Genomic DNA, 20,439 nt, shown 5'->3' on the forward strand with positions numbered 1-20,439 from the left:
TCTGTCTCTAGGGGGGGCGCGGAGGCGCCGCGGGAAGGATTCGCAGGCTTCTGAGGCGGCAATATGGCCGCTCGGACCTCGCGAAGGAAGGGGGGCGGAAGAAGCCGGGCGCGGAAGGATCACTCCTCCGCGATCAGCACCTCGCGCTTGCCGACGTTGTTGGGCGGCCCGACGACGCCGTTGTCCTCCATCATGTCGACGATGCGGGCGGCGCGGTTGTAGCCGATGGCGAGCTTGCGCTGGATGTAGCTGGTCGAGACCTTGCGGTCCCGCGCCACGATGGCCACCGCCTGCCGATAGAGCTCGTCCTCTCCGTCGCCCGTCTCGCCGCCGAAGAGCGCGTCGCCTTCCTCCTCCTCGCCGGGGGCGGCGAGGTCGATGTATTCGGGCGGGCCGAGATCGCGCAGATACCGGACCGCCGCCGTGACCTCCTCGTCCTTGACGAAGGGGCCGTGCAGGCGCTGCACGCGTCCGCCGCCGCTCATGTAGAGCATGTCGCCCTGGCCCAGGAGCTGTTCGGCGCCCTGCTCGCCGAGGATGGTGCGGCTGTCGATCTTCGAGGTGACCTGAAAGCTGATGCGGGTGGGGAAGTTCGCCTTGATGGTGCCGGTGATGACGTCCACCGAGGGGCGCTGGGTCGCCATGACGAGATGGATCCCCGAGGCGCGGGCCATCTGCGCGAGGCGCTGGACGCAATGCTCGACCTCCTTGCCCGCCACGAGCATGAGGTCGGCCATCTCGTCGACCACCACCACGATCAGCGGCAGGCGCTCCAGGATGGGGGCTTCGGTCTCTCCGGGGGGGATCTCCGGCGCGCGCAGCGGCGCGCCCGTGGACTCGGCGGCGACGACCCGGGCGTTGTAGCCCCCGAGATTGCGCACCCCGAGGCTGGAGAGCAGCCGATAGCGCCGCTCCATCTCGCGCACGACCCATTTCAGCGCCGAGACCGCCTTGCGCGGATCGGTCACCACCGGCGCGAGGAGATGCGGAATCCCGTCATAGACGGAAAGCTCCAGCACCTTGGGATCGATCATGATCAGGCGGCAGTCGCGCGGCGAGAGCCGGTAGAGCAGGGACAGGATCATGGTGTTGATCGCCACCGACTTGCCCGAACCGGTGGTGCCCGCGATGAGCAGATGCGGCATGCGGGCCAGATCGGCGACCATGGGCTCTCCGCCGATGGTCTTGCCGAGCGCCAGGGCCAGGGCGTAATCGGCCTGGAGGAAGGGCGGGCTCTCCAGCATCTCGCGCAGGAGCACCTTCTCGCGGGTCTGGTTGGGCAGCTCCACGCCGATGGCGTTGCGGCCCTGGACCACCGCCACGCGCGCCGAGGCGGCGGTCATCGAGCGGGCGATGTCGTCGGCCAGAGCCACCACGCGGGCCGCCTTCAGGCCGGGCGCGGGCTCCAGTTCATGCAGCGTGACCACCGGGCCGGGCCGCGACTCCACGATGCGGCCCTTGACGCCGTATTCCTCCAGAACCTGGGTCAGGCGCCCGGCCTGCTCCTGCAGGGCGAGGGGCGAGGCCTGGACCGGGCGGTCGGAGGGCGCGGCCAGCAGGCTCAGCGGCGGCGGGGCGTAGCCGCTGGAGAGGCCTCCGGCGGCGGGGGAGGGGGTCTTGCGCGTCAGGTTGCGCTTGACCTTGGGCGGCAGGGTGGTGGCGCCCAGCACCTCGGAGTCCTTGCCCTTGCGGGAGGGGGAAACCGCCTCCTCCACGCGGGAGGCCGCCGCCCCGAGCAGCGCGCCTATGGCCCCGACGCCCGTTCCCACCAGGCCCGGAGCGGGCGCGGCGGGCTCGTCGCGCGCCTCCGGGGCGCGGGAGGCCGGGGGAGTCCGGGCTGCGGATCTGGCGGGCGCCGGAGCCTTCGGCGCGGGCGCCGCCGCCGGAAAGCGGGTCGGGGCGGAGGGGGCGGGCTCCGCGCGCAGCTTCCCGCGCGCGAGGTCGCGCCAGGAGGAGCGCCAGTCGGCCCGCGTCACGCCGAAGCCGTAGAGGAAGGCGAAGCAGGCCAGAAGCCCCATCAGCATCCCCGGCAGCATGTAGGGCGCGCCCCAGCCGAGCGAGGCCAGAAGCTGCGCGAAGGGCGTGACCACGATGTCGCCGAGACGCCCGCCATATCCGGGCGTGGTCGCCTTGGGATAGGCGCTGAGGAAGCCCGTCAGCGGAAAGACCGCCAGAGCCGCCGCGATCATGCGCGGAGGGACCATCCAGCGCAGCCGGCTGCGCCAGAGGTTCGCCGCCCAGATGGTCAGCGCGGCCGGAGGCGCCCAGGCCGCCGTCCCGAGATAGAACCGCAGCATGTCCGAGACGTTGGCGCCGCTCGCGCCCATCCAGTTGCGCGGCTCCCAGCTGACGGCGCGCCGCCAGCTCGGATCGCTCGGGTTGTGGCTCCAGAGCGCCAGCGCCAGCCAGAGCGCCGCCGCCAGAAGCGGAAGCGCGATCAGCCGCAGGCTCCAGCGTCCGACGGCCGCGCCCAGAGCGCGCGGCGGTCCGGAGGGCCGGAGGCTTTGGGGAGGAAGATCCGTCGCGGAGGTCATGGCTCGATTCAATCCTTGGTCGTTTTTTGATTATGGGTCGTCGTTTTCTTGATCATGGCCTGATCGTTTCTTGATCAGGGGTCGTCGTCGCGGTCAGGCGCCCCGAGGGGCGTCCGCCCTTGCTCAGGCCGCCGGATGGGCGCTCATCTCGTCGCGCAGGATCTCCAGTCCGCGCCGCGTGGCGTCGAGATCCTCCACCAGCGCGACCCGCAGATAGGGCGCGCCCGGATTGCCCTTCGGCCCGCCCTGCGCCCCGTCGGAATCCCGCGCCAGATAGGCGCCGGGCAGAACCCGCAGGCCATGTTCGCGCCAGAGCCGCAAGGCGGAGTCCTCGCCGTCCCGCACGCGCAGCCAGAGGAAGAATCCGCCCTCGGGACGCGCATATCCGGGAAGATTGGCGAGAATCCGGTCGGCGAGGTCGAATTTCTCCCGATAGAGCGCCCGGTTCGCCTCGACATGGACTTCGTCGCGCCAGGCGGCTTCTCCGGCGGCGGCCAGAGGCGTCGGGACCGTCGCGCCGCCATAGGAGCGCAGAAGCGCCATCCCGGAGATCAGCTGCGCGCCTCCCGCCACGAATCCCATCCGCAGGCCCGGCAGATTGGAACGCTTGGACAGCGAATGGAAAACAAGAAGATTCTCCAGGCCCCCGCCCGCCGCCGCGACCTCCAGAGCGCCCGTGGGGGGCTCGCGGTCGTAGATCTCGGAATAGCATTCGTCGGCGGCCAGAACCGCCCCCGCCCGCGAGACGCGCGCCAGAAGATCCGTCAGATAGGCCCGCGAGGCCACCGCCCCCTGAGGATTGGCCGGAGAACAGAGATAGACGAAGGCCGTCCGGTCCCAGATCCCGGCGGGCAGGCTCGCGTAATCGGGCAGATGCCCCGTTGCGGCGGTCGCCGGGACGAAGATGGGCTCGGCGCCCGAGGCGACCGCCGCCGCCGCGTAGCACTGATAGAAGGGATTGGGCAGCAGCACCGCCGGAGTCCCGCCGTTCTTGCGCTCGGGGACCAGCGCCAGAGCCGCCATGAACAACCCCTCGCGGGTGCCGCTGAGCGCCAGCACCTGCTTCTGGGGATCCACGAAGCCCGGGGCGAGGTCGAAACGGCGGGTCAGCCAGTCGGCGGCGGCCTGACGATAGCTCAGGGGGCCTTCGGTCGGCGGATAGCGCCCGAAGCCCGCCGATTCGCGGGCGATGAGCTCCAGCGCGAAGGCGGGCGGCGCATGGCGCGGCTCGCCGATGGTCATGACCAGCTCCGGCCCTCCGGGCTCCAGGCCGCCGAGCAGGCTCCGCAACCGGGCGAAGGGATAGGGCGGCAGGGTCGCGAAGCGATTGAGCGCGGCGAGGGAGGAGACGGACATGCGGAGGCCTCGGACGGGCGCGGGCGAAAGGCTGACGCGTCGCATCAGGATAACCCGACAGGGCAGGATTTTTAAACCCTTATCCGCCCTGCGACGCCGAGTCCGGAGGGCGCAAAGGGCGAGAACTCTGGCCCTCCGCCGCACGGGAAGCTAGATTGAAGGGGGCTGGACTGGAGCCCGTGTCGACGCGGATCGCGGAGCAGGGAGGGCGCATGTCCGGAATTCACGAGAAGGCTCCGGAAGGGGCGCCGCGCGAGGCCGTGCTGATCCTCGGCGGCGGGCTGACGGGGGGCGCTCTGGCCCTGGCTCTGGCTTCGGGGGGGATCCCCTCGGTGGTCATCGACGCCGCGCCGCGCGCGAGGCATTTCGAGGAGGCCTTCGACGGCCGCGCCTCGGCGGCGGCGGCGGGCTCGAAGCGGCTTCTGGAGGTGCTGGGCGTCTGGGGCGGCATGGCCGGCGAGGTCCAGCCGATCGACGACATCCTCGTCACGGAGGGCCGCGTTTCGGAGGGCTCCTTCGCGCATTTCCTCCATTTCGACCATCGCGAGACCGGGCGCGGGCCTTTCGGCTGGCTGACCGAGAACCGCCATCTGCGCCGCGAGATCCGCCGCCGCCTCGAAGAGGAGCCGCTGATCACCCTGGTCGACGAGACGCGCGTCGGGGATCTGACCTCCGGCCCCGCCGAAGCCGAGGCCCTCGCGACGGACGGGCGGCGCTGGCGCGGGGCTCTGGCGGTGATCTGCGAGGGGCGGGGCTCCTCCACGGCGGAGACGGCGGGCTTCCGCTACGCCCGCTGGAGCTACGACCAGACGGGGCTCGTGGCGACCATCCGCCATGAGCGGCCGCACGAGGGCGTGGCGCATGAATATTTCCTGCCCTCGGGGCCTTTCGCGGTGCTGCCTCTGACGGGGAACCGCTCCTCGCTGGTCTGGACGGAGAAGCCCGAGCCCGCCCGGGCCGTGATGGCTGCGGGCGAAGACGCCTTCCTGCGCGAGGTGCGGCGGCGCATGGGCGGCATGCTCGGCGAACTGGAGCTTGAAGGGCCGCGCTGGAGCTATCCGCTGAGCTTCTCGCTGGCCTATGACTATGTGAAGCCGCGTCTGGCGCTTCTGGGGGATTCGGCCCATGCGGTGCATCCCATCGCGGGGCAGGGGCTGAATCTCGGCTTCCGCGACGTGGCGGCTCTGGCGGAGGTCCTGACCGAGGCTCTGCGCCGGGGCGAGGACATCGGAGCGCTCGACGTGCTGGAGCGCTATCAGCGCCGCCGCCGCTTCGACAACGCCGCCATGGGTCTGGGCATGGACGCCATGAACCGCCTCTTCTCGAATGATTCCGCGATCCTGCGGGCCGTGCGAGGCTTCGGGCTGTCGGCGGTGGAGAAGCTCGCGCCGCTGAAACGCCGCTTCATGGCTCAGGCGGCGGGCGAGATGGGCGACCTGCCGCGTCTGCTGCGCGGCGAACCGCTCTGAGCGGGCGGGCGGAGCGCCGGAAGCGCGGCGCTCCCCTGATCCTGCGGCGACGGGCGCCCTCCGGGAGGGGGTTCAGTTGTCGCCGGGGGGCGTCTTCGGCCCGAGGCCCTGCTTGAAGACTCCCACGGCGGCGTAGCAGGCGGGAGCCTGACAGCCGTACATCCGCACCTGGGCCTTGAAGGTTCCGGTCTCCAGAGCGGTGAAGCGGGCGAATCCGGTGTCGCTCATGCCGTAATCGGAGGCGGCTTCTCCGCCCGAGGGGTCTTCGATCTGGAGATCCACGTCATTGCAGTCCACATCGCAGACCGCCACCACGGCGTAACGCTCGCCTTCTTCGAGATAGGCTTCGGAATCCCAGTTGGTGTTGGCCTCCACCGCCGAGACCTGCCGGTGCTGGAGTTCGAAGCCGGCTCCTTCAAGCCTCCGCCGCGCGGCGTCGAGCAGCGCGTTGACCTGTCCCACATAGGCGGCGTCCGCGGAGGGGAAGTCCTCCGGCGCGGCTTCCTGCGCGCGCGCGGGCGCGGAGAAAAGCGACAGGCCCAGAAGCGCCCAGAGCAGATGATTCATCAGATCCTCCCAAGAGCTCGCGCGAGATCCGCAGGCGACGCGCGCCCGCCCGTTCATCCTCCTCTATAGAGGAGGCCGCGTCCATGAAAGAGCGCCGCCGATCAGGGGGGCGAGTCGCTTTCGTCGGTTCAGCGCAGGTCCGCAGAGCGGGAATCGCGGAAGATCTCGCGTCCTTCGCGGATCAGCCTCAGGCTCCCTTCGTAGCGGCCCGGCGGCCAGACGTCGTATCCGCCGTCCTTCGGCTCCACCCCGAGCCGCAGGAAGAAGACGCCCGATCCTGAATCCACGCGATAGGGCTCGTCGGCGGCGATCTTGCCGAAGGGGTCGCGCAGGGAGGCGCGCAGCTCGTCGCCGGGCCGCGCCCCGAGGATCTGCGCCCAGATGAAGACGAAATCCGGACCCCCCGTCGGAGGAGGCAGGGCGGCGGGATCGGTCTTGACCGCCTGAAGGGTGGGCGGCGCGCCCGCCAGGCCCCAGTTGAGGATTTCGGGGCGCGGAGTCCAGCCCGCCAGACCCGAATCGCCGCGCCAGAGGCCGGAGCCTCCGCAGGCGCCCTTGAAGGGATCGGCGACGATTCCATCCTTCTTCGCGGCGAAATGCAGATGGGGAAAGCTCGTCGCGCCCGAGACGCCCATGTTGCCGAGCGGCTGGCCGCGCTGAACGACGTCGCCGGGGCGCGCCTGAACCGAACCGAGCACCATGTGGCAATATTGGGTGATCCAGCCGTCGCCATGCTCCAGCGTGACGCCGTTGCCGCAATTGGCGGAGAACAGCGCCTGACCATCCTCCAGCATGTGGTCGAGCTGGGAATTGGTCGCCCGGATCACGCGGCCTTCGGCGGCGGCGCGCACCGTCACGCCGCGCCGGAGGTCGGTCAGGGCGGGCACGCGGATGTCGACGCCTTCATGGCCTTCGTAGCTCGCGGCGCCGCAGGCGAAATCCTGCACGCCCGGCCCCGGGATGCGGTCCACGAGATGTTGCACGAAGCAGTCGCGGCCCAGGGCGCAGTCGACCGGAAAGGACAGCTCCAGCGCCCCGGCCGGAAGCGGCGTCAGGGCGAGGGCGGCGAAGGCGAGACGACGAAGCATGCGGCTGAGGCTCCTTGGCGGGCGGTCCGCCGCAGGAAAGCGCGAAACGCCGCTCATGTCCAAGGCGCGGGCGGATGGAGGCCGCAGGCGCCCCGGCCATGAAGAAAGGCGCCCTTTCGGGCGCCTTCCTCGATTCCAGCCGGAGCCTCCGTCCTCAGTCGGCGGGCAGCAGCGGCGCGTTGCGCGGGCCGGTCAGAGCCAGAGGCTTGCCGTCGCCGCTGATGGTCTCGATCCGCAGGGCGCCGTCGCGCACGGAGACCCGCGCCACGCCGCCTTTCGCCAGCTTGCCGAAGAGCAGCTCCTCGGCGAGCGGCTTCTTGACGTATTCCTGGATCACCCGCGCCAGAGGACGCGCGCCCATGCGCGAGTCGTAGCCCTTGGTCGCCAGCCATTCGGCGGCCTCGTCGGTCAGCTCGATGCGGACGTTCTTCTCCTTGAGCTGGGTCTCCAGCTGGCGGATGAACTTGCCCACGATGTCGAGCACCACCGGCCGGGGCAGGGCGCCGAAGCGCACCACCGCGTCGAGGCGGTTGCGGAACTCGGGCGTGAAGAGCCGGTTCACGGCCTCCTCGTCCTCGCCTTCGCGCTGCTCGCGGCCGAAGCCGATGGCGGCGCGGGCCATGTCGGAGGCGCCCGCGTTGGAGGTCATGATCAGGATGACGTTGCGGAAATCCACCGTCTTGCCGTTATGGTCGGTGAGCTTTCCGTGGTCCATCACCTGAAGCAGGATGTTGAACACGTCCGGATGGGCCTTCTCGATCTCGTCGAGCAGCAGCACCGCATGCGGATGCTGATCGACTCCATCGGTGAGCAGCCCGCCCTGGTCGAAGCCCACATAGCCCGGAGGCGCGCCGATCAGGCGGCTGACCGAATGCTTCTCCATGTATTCCGACATGTCGAAGCGGAGCATCTCGACGCCCATGATCTCGGCGAGCCGCTTGGCCGCCTCGGTCTTGCCGACGCCGGTCGGGCCGGTGAAGAGATAGCAGCCGATGGGCTTTTCCGGCTCGCGCAGACCGGCGCGCGCCAGCTTGACCGCGCTCGCCAGAGCCTCGAGCGCCGCATCCTGTCCGAAGACCTGGGCCTTGAGCTTCTCCTCCAGCCCGCGCAGCGCTTCGGCGTCGTTCTTGGCGACGCTGCGCGGCGGGATGCGGGCGATCTTGGCCACGATCTGCTCGATCTCCTTGGGGGAGATGACCTTCTTGCGCCGCGAATCGGGCAGCAGGGCCTGAGCCGCGCCCACTTCGTCGATCACGTCGATGGCCTTGTCGGGCAGCTTGCGGTCGTGGATGTAGCGCGCCGAAAGCTCGACGGCGGTGCGGATGGCCTCCTGGGTGTAGCGGACGTTGTGATGCTCCTCGAAGTAGGTCTTCACCCCCTTCAGGATCTTCACGGCGTCCTCGACGCTCGGCTCGTTGACGTCGATCTTCTGGAAGCGCCGCGAGAGCGCGCGGTCCTTCTCGAAGTGCTGGCGGTATTCCTTGTAGGTGGTCGAGCCCATGCAGCGGAGCTTGCCCCCCTGCAAGGCGGGCTTGAGCAGGTTGGAGGCGTCCATGGCCCCGCCCGAGGTCGCGCCCGCGCCGATCACCGTATGGATCTCGTCGATGAACAGGATGGCGTCGTCATGCTCCTCGAGCTCCTTGACGACGGCCTTCAGCCGCTCCTCGAAATCGCCGCGATAGCGCGTGCCCGCCAGCAGCGCGCCCATGTCGAGCGAGAAGATGGTGGCCTCCGACAGGATCTCCGGGACTTCGCCCTCGACGATCTTGCGCGCGAGCCCTTCGGCGATGGCGGTCTTGCCCACGCCGGGATCGCCCACGAGCAGCGGGTTGTTCTTGCGGCGCCGACAGAGCACCTGGATGCAGCGCTCCACCTCGGCGTCGCGCCCGATGAGGGGATCGACGTCGCCGGCGGCGGATTTCTCGTTGAGGTTCACGCAATACTTGTCGAGGGCGCTTTCGCCGCGCTGGGGCCGGGTTTCGGCGGCGGCGCGGGTGGAGGATTCTTCGGTTCCTTCGGCGGGGCCGCGGTTCTCGGAGAGCGAGGCGTTCTTGGCCACGCCATGCGCGAGGAAGCTTTTCACGTCCAGCAGCGTGACGCCCTGATCCTGGAGATAGGAGACGGCGTAGCTGTCGCGCTCGTTGAACAGCGCGAGGAGGATGTTGGCGCCCGTGACCTCGCCGCGCCGGGCCGCGTTCGCCTGATGGGAGGCGGCCGCGAAGACGCGCTGGAAGCCGGAGGTCGGCGTGGCCTCGATGGGATCGCCGTCGATGACGATGCCGGTGAGGCGTTCGTCGATGTGATGGGTGAGCGCGTTGCGCAGCCCGTCCAGATCCACGTCGCAGGCGCGCATGACCTTGGCCGCGTCGGGCTCGTCGATCAGCGACAGCAGCAGGTGCTCCAGCGTGGCGTATTCGTGGCGGCGCTCGTTTGCGAGAGCGAGCGCACGATGCAGGGCGTCTTCAAGAGACTTGGTGAAGGGCATGGCCGCCTCCTTCCCGCGAAATCGGCGACCGGGGGGCGAAGCCCGCCGCCGTCTTAGGATGATGACGCTCCGCCGAGCTTTCTGGCAAGTCCCGTTTTCGGGAGTCTGCCCTTTTGGCGGAGCGCCTATTCTTTCTCCATGCGGCACCGCAGGGGGTGCTGATGGACGCGCGCGTAATCCATCACTTGCGCGATCTTGGTCTCGGCGATCTCGTAGGTGTACACCCCGACGACCGCCGCGCCCCTGGTGTGGACGGTCATCATGATGTCGTAGGCTCGCGCTGTCGGGATGTTGAAGAACATCTTCAACACATGCACGACGAACTCCATGGGGGTGAAGTCGTCGTTGAGCATGACGATGCGATACATGGGAGGCCGCTTCGCCACGGCCCTGGGCCGCGTCTTGAGATCCGCGCCGCGATCCGGATTTCCGGGGTCGCGTTCGGGTCCAAGGCGAAGAGACGCTGACAGATGCGGGATCACGGTCATTACGCCAATCTGATATAGAACCTTTTCGGAAGATAAAAAGACCCGGAGCGTTTTGCAAATTCTCCGGACCGCCATGAGGACATGATCCATGAGGACATGATCGTCTGACGCATTGACGGACGTCGTTAAGAGGGTGTTATGCAGGGGCTTCTAGATTCGGAAGCCGCCGGCGAACGAACCGATGGAGCAGATGGAATGAGGCGATCCCTCCCCCCGACGCGCGCCTTTCCGCGCGCCTTGCGCGCCGCGCGCAGCCTGATCGCGGGCGCGATGGCCGCAGGGCTCGCCGCGCTCGTCCTCGTCGCGACGGCGCCGCAGGCCGCCGCCAACCCCAGATACGCCTCGGTGACGATGGACGTCCGCACGGGCGAGGTCCTGTCCTCCGAGAACCCCGACAAGCGGCTCTATCCCGCCTCCCTCACCAAGATGATGACGCTCTATCTGGTGTTCGAGGCCATCGAAAACAAGCAGCTCCGGATCGATCAGAGCTTCGTGGTCTCGGCGCGGGCGGCGGCTCAGCCGGCCACGAAGCTGGGTCTGCGGCGCGGCGACATGATCACGCTGCGTCAGGCGATCCACGCCGCCGCGGTGCGCTCGGCCAACGACGCCGCCGTGGTGCTGGCCGAGGCCGTCGCCGGCAACGAGGAGGCCTTCGCCGAGCGCATGACCGCCAAGGCCCGCGCCCTCGGCATGACCAACACCGCCTTTCGCAATCCGCATGGGCTGACGGCGGCCGGACAGCATTCCTCCGCCCGCGACATGGCGATTCTCGGCAGGCGCATCCATCTGGATTTCCCGCAATATTTCCCGATCTTCAGCCGTGAGGCCGTGGTCTGGGGCGGGCGGCGCATGCCCGCCACCAACAAGCTGCTGACCGGATATCCGGGCACGGACGGGCTCAAGACCGGCTACACCGTGGCCTCCGGCTACAACCTCGTCGCCACCGCCGAACGCGACGGACGCCGCGTGCTCGTCGCGGTCTTCGGCGGGACCAGCGCCCGCGCCCGCGACCAGCGCGTGATGACCCTCATGGATCAGGGATTCGCCGCGATGAAGGGTCGCACGGCGCCCGCCGCTCCGGCGGTTGCGGCTCCGGCCGTGGCGGCTGCTCCTGCGGCGCGCCCGGCGGCCGGACTCGCGATGGCGCCGCCGCCGCGTCCCAAGCCCACGGTCGCCCAGCGGCCTTCGGCGGTGCGCATGGCGGCCTGGCAGCCCCCCGCCGGAGCCTCCGTCGCCCGAGTCGCCGCCCAGAACGAGGAATGGGCCGTGCAGCTCGGCGGCTTCCCCACCAGCGGCGAAGCCCAGAACCGCATCCACCTCGCCGAGGTCATGGGCGTGCTGCGCCCCGAGACCGAGGCCGCGCCGCGCATCGTCGCCGACGCGCGGACCGGAGGCGGCTTCCTCTATCGCGCCCAGATCCTGAGTCTGCGCATGGCCTCGGCCCATGAGGTCTGCCACGCCTTCATGACCCGGGGCATGGAATGCGCCATCACGCCGCCGGCGGGCTGGCGGCCTCCGGCGCGCTGAAGGCGCCTTCCGCGCAGGCGAAGAAAACGCCCGGCCCTCCCCGAGGGTCGGGCGTCCTCATGTTCAGGAGGCTGTCCCGAACGCGCCGCCGAAGGCCTTGAAGTAGCGCTCCAGAATCGCCTGATGGATCTCGGCGAGCTGCACGACATGGGCGGCCTCGACCCATTCGTCCGCCTTGTGGAGCGTCGCGCCGACGAGGCCGAACTCGGCCACGGGGCAGACCGCCTGCATGTAGCGCGCGTCCGAGGTGCCGCCGGAGGTCGAGAGCTCCGGCCGCAGCCCCGTCGAGGCCTCCACCGAATCGCGGAGGAGATCCGTGAAGGGGCCGGGCTCCGTCACGAAGCTGACCCCCGAGACGCGGCGCGTCAGATCCAGATCCACGCCGGTCGGGGGGAAGATCTCCGCCGCCGCCGCTTCGATCCGCTTCTGGAGCGAATCAGCCGTATGGGCGTCGTTGAAGCGGATGTTGAGCTTCGCCCGCGCCTCGGCGGGAATCACGTTGTCGGCGGGATTGCCCACGTCCACGGTCACGATGGAGAGGGTCGAGGGCTCGAAATGGGCCGTTCCGGCGTCCAGAGGCTCGGAGGCGAGGCGGTCGAGCAGCTTCATCAGGGGCGGAATCGGGTTCCTCGCCCGATGCGGATAGGCCGCATGGCCCTGGGATCCCCGCGCCGTCAGGGCGAAGGTGACGGAGCCGCGCCGTCCGATCTTCATCATCTCGCCCATGCGCTCGGGACAGGTCGGTTCGCCGACGAGGCAATGGTCCGGGCGCTCGCCCCGGGCCGCCATCCAGTCGAGGAGGGCGGGGGTGCCGTCGACGCTCGGGCCTTCCTCGTCGCCGGTGATCAGCAGCAGGATGGAGCCGCCGAACCCCGGATTCGCGGCGAGGAAGCGCGTCGCCGCCACGGCGAAGGCCGCCACGCCCGATTTCATGTCGGCGGCGCCGCGCCCGTAGATCCGGCCGGATTCCAGTTCGGCGCCCCAGGGGTCGCGGGTCCAGCCGCCGCCGGGAGGCACCACGTCGAGATGTCCGTTGAAGGCGAAGACCGGACGGCCCTCGCCGTATCTGGCGAAGAGATTCGGCACGCCGTTGCGGTCGGGACGGGCGCAGCGGAAGCCCCGCGCCTCCAGCCAGCCCTGAAGATGCGCGATGGCCGCCCCCGCGTCGGGCGTCACGGAGGGAATCCGCAAGAGCGCCTGAGTCAGGATCACGGCTTCGTCCAGCGCTTCGTCGGCGCGCATGGCGCTCTCCCTTGTTCGGTGACCGGAGACAGGGAGTTAGCCCGGATCCGGGCCGGTTGGAAGGCCCCGGAGCCCGGCCTCGGGCCGGGATCAGGGGCGAGGGCTCCGGCGCGCGGAAGGCGCCGGGCTCAGAGCTTGTACCAGTCCCTGACGATCTCCCAGCCGCTCGCGGCGTCGTCCACGAAGGAGAAGAGCTTCAGATCCTCCGGCGAGATCACGCCTTCCTCGGCCAGAGCCTCGAAATTCACCATGCGCCGCCAGAAGCTTTCGCCGAAGAGCAGCACGGGCATGGGCGCGGCGCGTCCGGTCTGGATGAGGGTGAGGGCCTCGAAGAGCTCGTCCATGGTGCCGAAGCCGCCGGGGAAGGCCGCCACCGCCTTGGCCCGCATGAGGAAATGCATCTTGCGGACGGCGAAGTAATGGAAGTTGAAGCAGAATTGCGGGCTCACGTAGGGATTGGGCGCCTGCTCGTGCGGCAGCACGATGTTCAGGCCGATGGAGGCCGCGCCGACGTCCTCGGCGCCGCGGTTGCCCGCCTCCATCACGCCGGGTCCGCCGCCGGTGCAGACGACGAACTCCTTGCCGCCGCTCTTGAGCGATTCGCGCGAGGCGATGCGGGCGAACTCCCGCGCCTCCTCGTAGTAACGGGAGTTGGCTTCGAGCCGCGCCCGGATCTCGGGAGTCTTGCCCGCCCAGGCTTCCTTGCCGGGCTCGGGGATGCGCGCGCCGCCGAAGAGCACCACCGTCGAGGCCACGCCCGCTTCGCTCAGGACCATCTCGGGCTTGAGCAGTTCGAGCTGAAGCCGCACGGGGCGAAGCGCTTCATGCTTCATGAACTCCTGATCGGCGAAGGCGAGGCGATAGGCGGGCGCTTCGGTCTGGGGCGTGCTGGGCGCCAGGGTCGCGTCGCGCAGATCCGCTTCGACGGGCTTCAGACGCGAGATTCTCTTGTTCTTGGCCATGGGAACGCCAGCCTTTCGGATGTCCTGGAGCGTCCGCGTTCGGGCGCCCGGGTTTCGGAGGGGGAGAGGCTCGGGCCGCTTCCCGGTTTCAGCCTATGACGGACGGGATTGAAGAAACGCCAATTTTCTCAGCAGCCCCAGGGGCTGCGGGCGAGGCGTCCCTCCATCTCCTCGACCCAGGGGGGCAGGATCTCCGAGGCCGGGCCCCGGATCGTCTCGTGGAAGATCTCCGAGATTTCGGTCGCTTCGAGGTTCAGCTCCACGATCCGCGCCCCTGCGCGCCGCGCCTGAGCCGCGAAGCCCCCCGCCGGCCAGACCGCCCCGCTCGTGCCGATGGAGGCGAAGAAGCGGCAATGCTCCAGCGCGGCCTCGATCTGCGGCATGAACATGGGGATCTCGCCGAACCACACCACGTCCGGACGCGCGCCGCCCGCTTCGCCGCAGGAGGGGCAGGCTTCTGCGGCGGTCAGGTCGCCCTTGTCCGCCCGGACCGCTTCGCAGAAGGCGCAGCGCGTCTTGAACAATTCGCCATGCATGTGGAGCGCCTCGGCGCCCGCGCGCTCCAGAAGGTCGTCCACGTTCTGCGTCACGATCATGACCTGGCCCGGACAGGTCCGCTGCAGCCGCGCCAGAGCCCGATGCGCGTCGTTGGGCTCGGCCTCGCGCAGATTCGCCCGGCGGGCGTTGTAGAAATCGCGCACGAGCTCGGGATCGCGCGCGAAGCCTTCGGGGGTCGCCACGTCGTTCAGGTCGTGGCGGGTCCAGAGCCCGTCCTTCTCGCGGAAGGTCCCGAGCCCCGATTCCGCCGAAAGCCCCGCGCCGGTGAGAATCACGAGATCCGGTCCGTCGGTCATGGCGCCGCCTCCTCAAGCTCGAATTGCAGCAGAAGGGTTCTTTGGAACAGAAGGAAGTTATCGTCGGAGATCAGGTAGAGCCGCAAGCGCCGGGCTTCGCCTTCGCCCTCGAAACGCACGGCCAGGCCCTCCATGTTGTCGAGGCTCTGGCGGCGGTTGCTGAAATCGGCGATCACCATGGCCCCCATCTGGACCTTGGGCTCGACCGCCGCGACCGGCAGACGCCGCACCCGCGCCGCCCAGCCATGGGTGAGGCTCACGCGGCGCTCCAGCAGATAGATCCAGCCGTCCGGCCCCACGTCGAGATCCGTCGGGAGGAAGCCCTCGCGCAGGCGCGGACGCCAGGAAAGCTCCGCGACCTCGTCGCCGCGCAGGATCCAGGCCGGAATCGCCGCGTCTCCGGGGCGCGAGTTCTCCGCCAGAGCCAGAAGCGCGCCGTCCGGCAGCACGCCGAGCGATTCGATCCCCCGATTGCGCGTCAGGGCCCGCAGCTCGGGCGGGGCGTAGGCGCGGGCGGCGCGGGCGGGCCATGCGCCCTCCGGGGTCAGGTCGTAACGCCAGATGCGGTGGCGGCGCTCGAAGCCGACGTAGGCGCTGCGGCCGTCCGGCGAGAAGGCGAGGGATTCGGCGTCGGCGTCCTCCTTGGGGAAGGCCCCGAGTCCGTCCGAGAGATCGCCGACGACGCCGCTCACGCCGGTCAGGCGGCCTGCGGAATCCTGCTCCAGCGCGAACCTGATCCAGCCGCCGACGTCGGTGACGGCGTAGAGCGCGCCCTCCGGCCCGAAGGCCAGGCTGGAGAGCCCGCCGAATCGCGGATGATCCGAATGCAGCGCATAGGCCGCCATCGGCTTCAGACGCGGCGCAGATTCCGCCCGGGGCGCGCGCAGATCGAAGGGAATCGGGACCGCCCGCAGGTTCAGCGGTTCGAAGGAGGCGGGGGGAGAGGCCTCCTGCGCGGCGGCGAGGCCTGCCCAGAAGAGAGCCGCCGCCAGCCCCAGAGCCGTGAAGCCGCCTGCGCTCACGCCGCCGAGGCCTCGGCGTCGATCCATTCGGCGGCGAGGCTGTTGGCGCGCACCTCGGTGATCCGCGCCCGCACGAGCCGGCCCGCCAGCCCCGCCGGAGCGTCGAGATGCACGCCCTGAAGCCAAGGGCTGCGGCCGACCATCTGGCCGGGCTTGCGTCCGGGGCGTTCGAGCAGGACCTCGACCTCCATGCCGAGGCGCGATTGCGCGAACTCCTGCTGCTGCTTCACGAGCAGGGCCTGAAGCCTCTGGAGGCGGTCGGCCTTCTCCGCTTCGGAGACCTGGGGCAGATCGGCGGCGGGGGTGCCGGGGCGCGGCGAATAGGCGAAGCTGTAGGCCTGCGCGTAGCCCACCCGCTCGACGAGGGCGAGGGTGTCCCGGAAATCGGCTTCGGTCTCGCCGGGGAAGCCGACGATGAAGTCGCCCGACACCGCGAGATCCGGACGCGCCGCGCGGCAACGGTCGATGATCGCGACGTATTCGGCGGCGGTGTGCTTGCGGTTCATCGCCTTGAGGATCCTGTCCGAGCCTGCCTGAACCGGCAGATGCAGATAGGGCATGAGCTTGGGGATGGACCCATGAGCCGCGATGAGATCCTCGCTCATGTCGCGGGGATGGCTGGTGATGTAGCGCAGCCGCGCGATTCCCTCCATGGCCGCCAGAGCCTCCAGCAGCCGCGCGAGGCCCCAGATGTCTCCGTCCGGGCCTTCGCCATGGTAGGCGTTGACGTTCTGGCCGAGGAGGGTGATCTCCCGCGCGCCGGAGGCCGTCAGGGCCTCGGCCTCGGCGAGGAGCTTGGCGACGGGCCGGGAATATTCGGCGCCCCGCGTATAGGGCACCACGCAGAAGGCGCAGAATTTATCACAGCCTTCCTGCACGGTCAGAAAGGCCGTGGGGCCGGTCTGGCGACGCGGGATCTTCGGCAGGGCCTCGAACTTGTCCTCGACGGGGAAATCCGTGTCGACGCGCTTGGGTCCGGGCGCCCGGGCCTCGCGGACCAGCTCCGGCAGGCGGTGATAGGCCTGAGGCCCCACCACGAAATCCACCATGGGCTGACGGCGCAGGATCTCCGCGCCCTCGGCCTGAGCCACGCAGCCCGCCACCCCGACGATCACTCCGGCGCCGCCTTCGGCCTTGCGCGCCTCGGCCATCTTCCTGATGCGCCCCAGATCCGAATAGACCTTTTCGGCGGCCTTCTCGCGGATGTGGCAGGTGTTGAGCAGAACGAGGTCCGCCTCTTCGGGCGTGGCGGCTTCGTCATAGCCCTCCGGCGCGAGGGCGTCGGCCATGCGCGTGGAGTCGTAGACGTTCATCTGGCACCCGTAGGTCTTGACGAACAGTTTTTTGCGCGCAGGCGTTTCAGCGGACATGGCTTTCCCGGATCTCGGTCTCGGCTTGCGGAAGGCTCGGGACTATACGCCGCCTCCGCGCCCCGAGTCGAGGCGTCCTGAATCCGGGCGTCCGGAGGCGAGGCGGCGCAGCCAGAAGAAGGACATCAGCGCCCAGGCCGCCGCCAGGGAGAACCAGGTCCCGGCGTATTCGAGATGCTTGTTGCGATAGGAGACGTCGGGCGGATCGGCGAGAGGCAGGGCCGTCGGGTCTTCGTCCGCCGCGAGGATCATCACGGGCTCCGTCCCGAGCGCCGCCGCCAGGGCGGGGACGTCGCGCTCGAACCAGAGGCGCTTGTCGAGATCGGGCGCGGGGAGGGCGAAATTGCCTTCGTCGAACCAGCGGAGCACGCCGCTGAGCTCCTGTCCGCCGGAGCGCAGGCTCTCGGGGCGGGAGGCGGGGTCGCGCTTCGCCGAGGGGACATAGCCCCGGTCCACGAGGATGCGGCGGAAGGCGCCGCCCGGAGTCTCCGCCTCGAAGACCTCGACCACCCGGAAGCCCGGCCCGTCGGGGGCGCGGCTGGTGGCGATGAGCGTCTCGGGCTCTTCGGCGTAGCGGCCCCGGACGACCACGGGGCGGAACTGGTCCGCCTCCGGCGCGGGGGCGGCGGGCAGAGGGCCGGGCGCGGCGGAGATCCGCGTCTCGGCGACGGCGATCAGCGCCTCCTTCCACTGGAGGCGCTGAAGCTGCCAGAGCCCGAGGCTCAGCAGAAGCGCGAGCCCCGCCGCCGCGAAGAGGAGAGCGATCCCCAGAGCGCGACGGCTGCGGCCAGGCTGTGCCGCCTCAGGCGGCGTGGAGGAAATAGGCGCTGCCAAGGTAGACCGAGATGAAGAGGAAGAGCCAGACCACGTCCACGAAATGCCAGTACCAGGCGGCGGCCTCGAAGCCGATGTGGGCCTCGGGGGTGAAGTCGCCCTTCATGGCGCGCACGAGGCAGACCGCCAGGAAGACCGCGCCGACGAACACATGGAAGCCGTGGAAGCCGGTCGCCATGAAGAAGGCCGCGCCGTAGAGGTCGCTCTGGAGCGTCAGGCCCTCATGATAGGCGTGGACGTACTCCAGAGCCTGCATGCCGAGGAAGATGAAGCCCAGAACCACCGTCACCGCGAGGCCGCGGATCAGGTCGCGGCGGTTGTTCTCGAGCAGCGCGTGATGCGCCCAGGTGAGCGTCGCGCCCGAGAGCAGCAGGATCAGCGTGTTGATCAGCGGCAGGCCCCAGGGGTCGACCGGCTCGATTCCGGCGGGCGGCCAGGTGCCGAGCTTGCTGGCGTAATCCTCGGAGGTGACCATGTCCGAGGGATAGATCGCGCCCTTGAAATAGGCCCAGAACCAGGCCACGAAGAACATCAGCTCGGAGATGATGAACAGGATGAAGCCGTAGCGCAGGCCGATGCGCACCACCGGCGTATGGTCGCCGGTGTTGGATTCATGGATCACGCCGCGCCACCAGCCGAACATCGTGACGATCACGCCGATCAGCCCGATCCAGAACATGACGGGCGTGACGTCGTGCATCCACAGAACGCCCCCGACGAACATGACGAAGGCCGCGACCGCGCCCACGAAGGGCCAGATGCTCGGTGGAAGAATATGATAGTCGTGGTTCTTGACGGCGCTCGACATGGCCTGGGCTCCCTCTGGCGGTCTTCAACTCCGGCGACGGGTCAGCGAACCGTCGTCGCCCCCTCGTCGGCTTCCGGCGCGGCGGAGAGCGCGGCGGCCTCCAGCGGCGCGTCGAGCCTGTAGAACGTGTAGGACAAGGTGATGCTCGGCATCCGGCGCGTGCCCGCGTTCTCCCGGATGGCCGGATCGACGTAGAAGCTGACGGGCATGTCCACGGTCTGGCCCGGCTGCAGGATCTGCTCGGTGAAGCAGAAGCAGTCGATCTTGACGAAATATTCTCCCGCCGAGACCGGCGCGACGTTGTAGGTCGCCTGTCCGGCCACGGGCCGGTCGGTGGGATTATGGGCGCGGTAGAAGATCAGCGTGTCCTCGCCGAGCCGCGCCTTCACCTCGCGCTGAAGCGGCGTGAAGCTCCAGGGCATGTCCGGCGCCTTCGAGGCGTCGAAGCTGACGGTGATGAAGTCTCCGGTCGCGCCCGCGGAGGCCCCCCGGTCGGAGGCCAGCACCGGCGTGCCGCCATAGCCCGTCACGCGGCAGAACAGGTCGTAGAGCGGCACCGCCGCGAAGGAGGCCGCGCCCATGGTCGCGACGATCCCCACCGCGATCCGCACCGTGCGGCGCAGGCCCTTGCGGCGGCGCGCCTCCAGCTCTTCGCGCGTCTCGGGGGCGCTCATAGCCCCGGCCCCCAGGAGCCCGCTCCGGTCTTGAGCTTCACGATGGTCACCGCGAAGATCAGCAGGGCGAAGAGGAGCAGCAGCCCCCCGACCAGATAATTGCGTCCCCGGCGGCGACGGAAGATGTCATGTTCGGCCATGGCTCGCCTTTCCTCAGATCAGGGCGCCGATCGTGGGCCAGGCCCAGAAGGCGCGCAAGGCGGCCTCGATCGGCAGGAGCGCGAAGATCGCGAAGAGATAGACCAGCGAGAAGCCGAAGAGCCGCTTCTCCGCGCCGTAGCGGTCGGCTTCGGAATCCGCGGTCGAGCGCCGCGCCACGCGCCGCGCATCGGCCAGGAAGCGCGCGTTGAGCAGCAGCGCCGCCGCCAGAGACAGGGGGCCCCCCACGTCCGACAGCGCCAGCGCGACCGAGGCCGCCGCCAGCAGCAGCGCGTAGAGCCGGATCAGACGGCGCGTATGGGGCTCGCCTGCGGTCACGGGCATCATGGGCACGCCCGCGGCGGCGTAGTCCGGCCGGCGCCAGAGCGCCAGAGCCCAGAAATGCGGCGGCGTCCAGAGGAAGATCAGCAGGAACATCAGCAGGGATTCGACCGAGACCGAGCCCGTCGAGACGGCCCATCCCACCATCGGAGGCAGGGCGCCCGCGGCGCCGCCGATCACGATGTTCTGGGGCGTCGCGCGCTTGAGCCACATGCTGTAGATCACGACGTAGAAGAAGATGGTGAAGGCCAGCAGCCCCGCCGCCAGCGGATTGGCGAAGACCGCCAGCATGGCCACCGAGAGCACCGCCAGCACCAGTCCGAGCGCGCGGGCCTCTTCGGGCTGGACGCGTCCGGCGGGGATGGGGCGTCGGCGGGTGCGGTCCATCAGACGGTCGATGTCCGCGTCCCACCACATGTTGAGCGCCCCCGAGGCGCCCGCGCCCACCGCCACGCAGAGCAGCGACGCGAAGGCGACCACCGGATGCGGAGGATGAGGCGCCGCCGCCATGCCCGCGAAGGCGGTGAAGATCGACAGCGACATCACCCGCGGCTTGAGCAGCTGGAGATAGTCGCCGACCTCCGCGTCGCCGCCCTTGCCGGACGCGGCGCCGATCATCTCCATCTCCACGGCGGGATTGGCCATCTGCTGGTCCCCCTCGACAGCTCGGACAGGTTGG

At 69.6% G+C, this 20,439-nt stretch carries 18 protein-coding genes; 2 read left to right on the forward strand and 16 right to left on the reverse strand.

Translation table 11 applies throughout. The annotated features are described in order from the left end of the window. Window positions 1-119: 119 nt before the first annotated feature. Both PHN62_RS10435 and PHN62_RS10440 read right to left on the reverse strand, forming a co-directional pair. Window positions 120-2,534, reverse strand: a complete 2,415-nt coding sequence (locus tag PHN62_RS10435) for a DNA translocase FtsK 4TM domain-containing protein (protein ID WP_300150071.1) — start codon at window positions 2,532-2,534, stop codon at window positions 120-122. A 123-nt stretch (window positions 2,535-2,657) separates the two neighbouring features. Beyond that, a complete protein-coding gene (locus tag PHN62_RS10440) occupies window positions 2,658-3,890 on the reverse strand; it encodes an aminotransferase class I/II-fold pyridoxal phosphate-dependent enzyme (RefSeq protein ID WP_300150074.1) in 1,233 nt (410 codons plus the stop codon). A 212-nt stretch (window positions 3,891-4,102) separates the two neighbouring features. On the opposite strand from PHN62_RS10440, the gene PHN62_RS10445 reads away from it, so the two are divergent. Then, window positions 4,103-5,359, forward strand: a complete 1,257-nt coding sequence (locus PHN62_RS10445) for an FAD-dependent monooxygenase (RefSeq protein WP_300150077.1) — start codon at window positions 4,103-4,105, stop codon at window positions 5,357-5,359. A 72-nt stretch (window positions 5,360-5,431) separates the two neighbouring features. Here the strand turns inward: PHN62_RS10445 and PHN62_RS10450 are convergent, their stop codons facing one another. The 4 genes from PHN62_RS10450 to clpS form a co-directional block, all read right to left on the reverse strand. Further along, on the reverse strand, window positions 5,432-5,926 hold the full coding sequence (locus PHN62_RS10450) for a hypothetical protein (protein ID WP_300150080.1): 495 nt from the start codon (window positions 5,924-5,926) through the stop codon (window positions 5,432-5,434). A gap of 128 nt (window positions 5,927-6,054) precedes the next feature. After that, a complete protein-coding gene (locus PHN62_RS10455; protein WP_300150082.1) occupies window positions 6,055-7,014 on the reverse strand; it encodes a M23 family metallopeptidase in 960 nt (319 codons plus the stop codon). A 154-nt stretch (window positions 7,015-7,168) separates the two neighbouring features. After that, complete coding sequence (gene clpA / locus PHN62_RS10460) at window positions 7,169-9,499, reverse strand: ATP-dependent Clp protease ATP-binding subunit ClpA (RefSeq protein WP_300150085.1); 2,331 nt, start codon at window positions 9,497-9,499, stop codon at window positions 7,169-7,171. Window positions 9,500-9,624: 125 nt separating this feature from the next. Further along, a complete protein-coding gene (gene clpS / locus PHN62_RS10465) occupies window positions 9,625-9,987 on the reverse strand; it encodes an ATP-dependent Clp protease adapter ClpS (protein WP_300150088.1) in 363 nt (120 codons plus the stop codon). Window positions 9,988-10,182: 195 nt separating this feature from the next. On the opposite strand from clpS, the gene PHN62_RS10470 reads away from it, so the two are divergent. Continuing rightward, window positions 10,183-11,514 (forward strand): D-alanyl-D-alanine carboxypeptidase family protein, encoded by a 1,332-nt coding sequence (locus PHN62_RS10470; protein ID WP_300150090.1) that lies wholly within the window; start codon window positions 10,183-10,185, stop codon window positions 11,512-11,514. Window positions 11,515-11,577: 63 nt separating this feature from the next. Here PHN62_RS10470 and dapE read toward each other — a convergent pair whose 3' ends face one another. The 10 genes from dapE to PHN62_RS10520 form a co-directional block, all read right to left on the reverse strand. After that, complete coding sequence (gene dapE / locus PHN62_RS10475) at window positions 11,578-12,756, reverse strand: succinyl-diaminopimelate desuccinylase (protein ID WP_300150092.1); 1,179 nt, start codon at window positions 12,754-12,756, stop codon at window positions 11,578-11,580. 128 nt (window positions 12,757-12,884) lie between these two features. Beyond that, window positions 12,885-13,718 carry an LOG family protein gene (locus tag PHN62_RS10480; protein ID WP_300150095.1) on the reverse strand — a complete coding sequence of 278 codons (834 nt, stop codon included), beginning with the start codon at window positions 13,716-13,718 and terminating at the stop codon, window positions 12,885-12,887. A 128-nt stretch (window positions 13,719-13,846) separates the two neighbouring features. Continuing rightward, window positions 13,847-14,572: an NAD-dependent deacylase gene (locus PHN62_RS10485; RefSeq protein ID WP_300150098.1), complete on the reverse strand. Its 726-nt coding sequence runs from the start codon at window positions 14,570-14,572 to the stop codon at window positions 13,847-13,849. Further along, window positions 14,569-15,594: an esterase-like activity of phytase family protein gene (locus tag PHN62_RS10490; protein WP_300150101.1), complete on the reverse strand. Its 1,026-nt coding sequence runs from the start codon at window positions 15,592-15,594 to the stop codon at window positions 14,569-14,571. The genes PHN62_RS10485 and PHN62_RS10490 overlap by 4 nt, the downstream gene beginning before the upstream one ends. Then, complete coding sequence (miaB, locus tag PHN62_RS10495) at window positions 15,591-16,964, reverse strand: tRNA (N6-isopentenyl adenosine(37)-C2)-methylthiotransferase MiaB (RefSeq protein WP_300150104.1); 1,374 nt, start codon at window positions 16,962-16,964, stop codon at window positions 15,591-15,593. Before miaB ends, PHN62_RS10490 begins: the two co-directional genes overlap by 4 nt. 42 nt (window positions 16,965-17,006) lie before the next feature. Continuing rightward, window positions 17,007-17,798 (reverse strand): SURF1 family protein, encoded by a 792-nt coding sequence (locus PHN62_RS10500; RefSeq protein ID WP_300150107.1) that lies wholly within the window; start codon window positions 17,796-17,798, stop codon window positions 17,007-17,009. Continuing rightward, the gene (locus PHN62_RS10505) at window positions 17,767-18,606 is read right to left on the reverse strand and encodes a cytochrome c oxidase subunit 3 (RefSeq protein ID WP_300150109.1); all 840 of its coding nucleotides are present in this window, start codon (window positions 18,604-18,606) and stop codon (window positions 17,767-17,769) included. The genes PHN62_RS10500 and PHN62_RS10505 overlap by 32 nt, the downstream gene beginning before the upstream one ends. A 41-nt stretch (window positions 18,607-18,647) precedes the next feature. Beyond that, on the reverse strand, window positions 18,648-19,280 hold the full coding sequence (locus tag PHN62_RS10510) for a cytochrome c oxidase assembly protein (protein ID WP_300150112.1): 633 nt from the start codon (window positions 19,278-19,280) through the stop codon (window positions 18,648-18,650). Further along, window positions 19,277-19,420 carry a hypothetical protein gene (locus PHN62_RS10515; RefSeq protein WP_300150114.1) on the reverse strand — a complete coding sequence of 48 codons (144 nt, stop codon included), beginning with the start codon at window positions 19,418-19,420 and terminating at the stop codon, window positions 19,277-19,279. The genes PHN62_RS10510 and PHN62_RS10515 overlap by 4 nt, the downstream gene beginning before the upstream one ends. A gap of 13 nt (window positions 19,421-19,433) precedes the next feature. After that, window positions 19,434-20,384: a heme o synthase gene (locus PHN62_RS10520; protein ID WP_300150321.1), complete on the reverse strand. Its 951-nt coding sequence runs from the start codon at window positions 20,382-20,384 to the stop codon at window positions 19,434-19,436. Window positions 20,385-20,439: the final 55 nt, after the last annotated feature.

Source organism: Neomegalonema sp., from assembly GCF_028688855.1.
GTDB lineage: Bacteria > Pseudomonadota > Alphaproteobacteria > Rhodobacterales > Rhodobacteraceae > Neomegalonema.

Coding starts and splice junctions, on each gene's coding strand:
- PHN62_RS10435 (WP_300150071.1), bottom strand. CDS start 2,534: ATGACCTCCGCGACGGATCTTCCTCCCCAAAGCCTCCGGCCCTCCGGA.
- PHN62_RS10440 (WP_300150074.1), bottom strand. CDS start 3,890: ATGTCCGTCTCCTCCCTCGCCGCGCTCAATCGCTTCGCGACCCTGCCG.
- PHN62_RS10445 (WP_300150077.1), top strand. CDS start 4,103: ATGTCCGGAATTCACGAGAAGGCTCCGGAAGGGGCGCCGCGCGAGGCC.
- PHN62_RS10450 (WP_300150080.1), bottom strand. CDS start 5,926: ATGAATCATCTGCTCTGGGCGCTTCTGGGCCTGTCGCTTTTCTCCGCG.
- PHN62_RS10455 (WP_300150082.1), bottom strand. CDS start 7,014: ATGCTTCGTCGTCTCGCCTTCGCCGCCCTCGCCCTGACGCCGCTTCCG.
- clpA (WP_300150085.1), bottom strand. CDS start 9,499: ATGCCCTTCACCAAGTCTCTTGAAGACGCCCTGCATCGTGCGCTCGCT.
- clpS (WP_300150088.1), bottom strand. CDS start 9,987: ATGACCGTGATCCCGCATCTGTCAGCGTCTCTTCGCCTTGGACCCGAA.
- PHN62_RS10470 (WP_300150090.1), top strand. CDS start 10,183: ATGAGGCGATCCCTCCCCCCGACGCGCGCCTTTCCGCGCGCCTTGCGC.
- dapE (WP_300150092.1), bottom strand. CDS start 12,756: ATGCGCGCCGACGAAGCGCTGGACGAAGCCGTGATCCTGACTCAGGCG.
- PHN62_RS10480 (WP_300150095.1), bottom strand. CDS start 13,718: ATGGCCAAGAACAAGAGAATCTCGCGTCTGAAGCCCGTCGAAGCGGAT.
- PHN62_RS10485 (WP_300150098.1), bottom strand. CDS start 14,572: ATGACCGACGGACCGGATCTCGTGATTCTCACCGGCGCGGGGCTTTCG.
- miaB (WP_300150104.1), bottom strand. CDS start 16,964: ATGTCCGCTGAAACGCCTGCGCGCAAAAAACTGTTCGTCAAGACCTAC.
- PHN62_RS10505 (WP_300150109.1), bottom strand. CDS start 18,606: ATGTCGAGCGCCGTCAAGAACCACGACTATCATATTCTTCCACCGAGC.
- PHN62_RS10510 (WP_300150112.1), bottom strand. CDS start 19,280: ATGAGCGCCCCCGAGACGCGCGAAGAGCTGGAGGCGCGCCGCCGCAAG.
- PHN62_RS10515 (WP_300150114.1), bottom strand. CDS start 19,420: ATGGCCGAACATGACATCTTCCGTCGCCGCCGGGGACGCAATTATCTG.
- PHN62_RS10520 (WP_300150321.1), bottom strand. CDS start 20,384: ATGGAGATGATCGGCGCCGCGTCCGGCAAGGGCGGCGACGCGGAGGTC.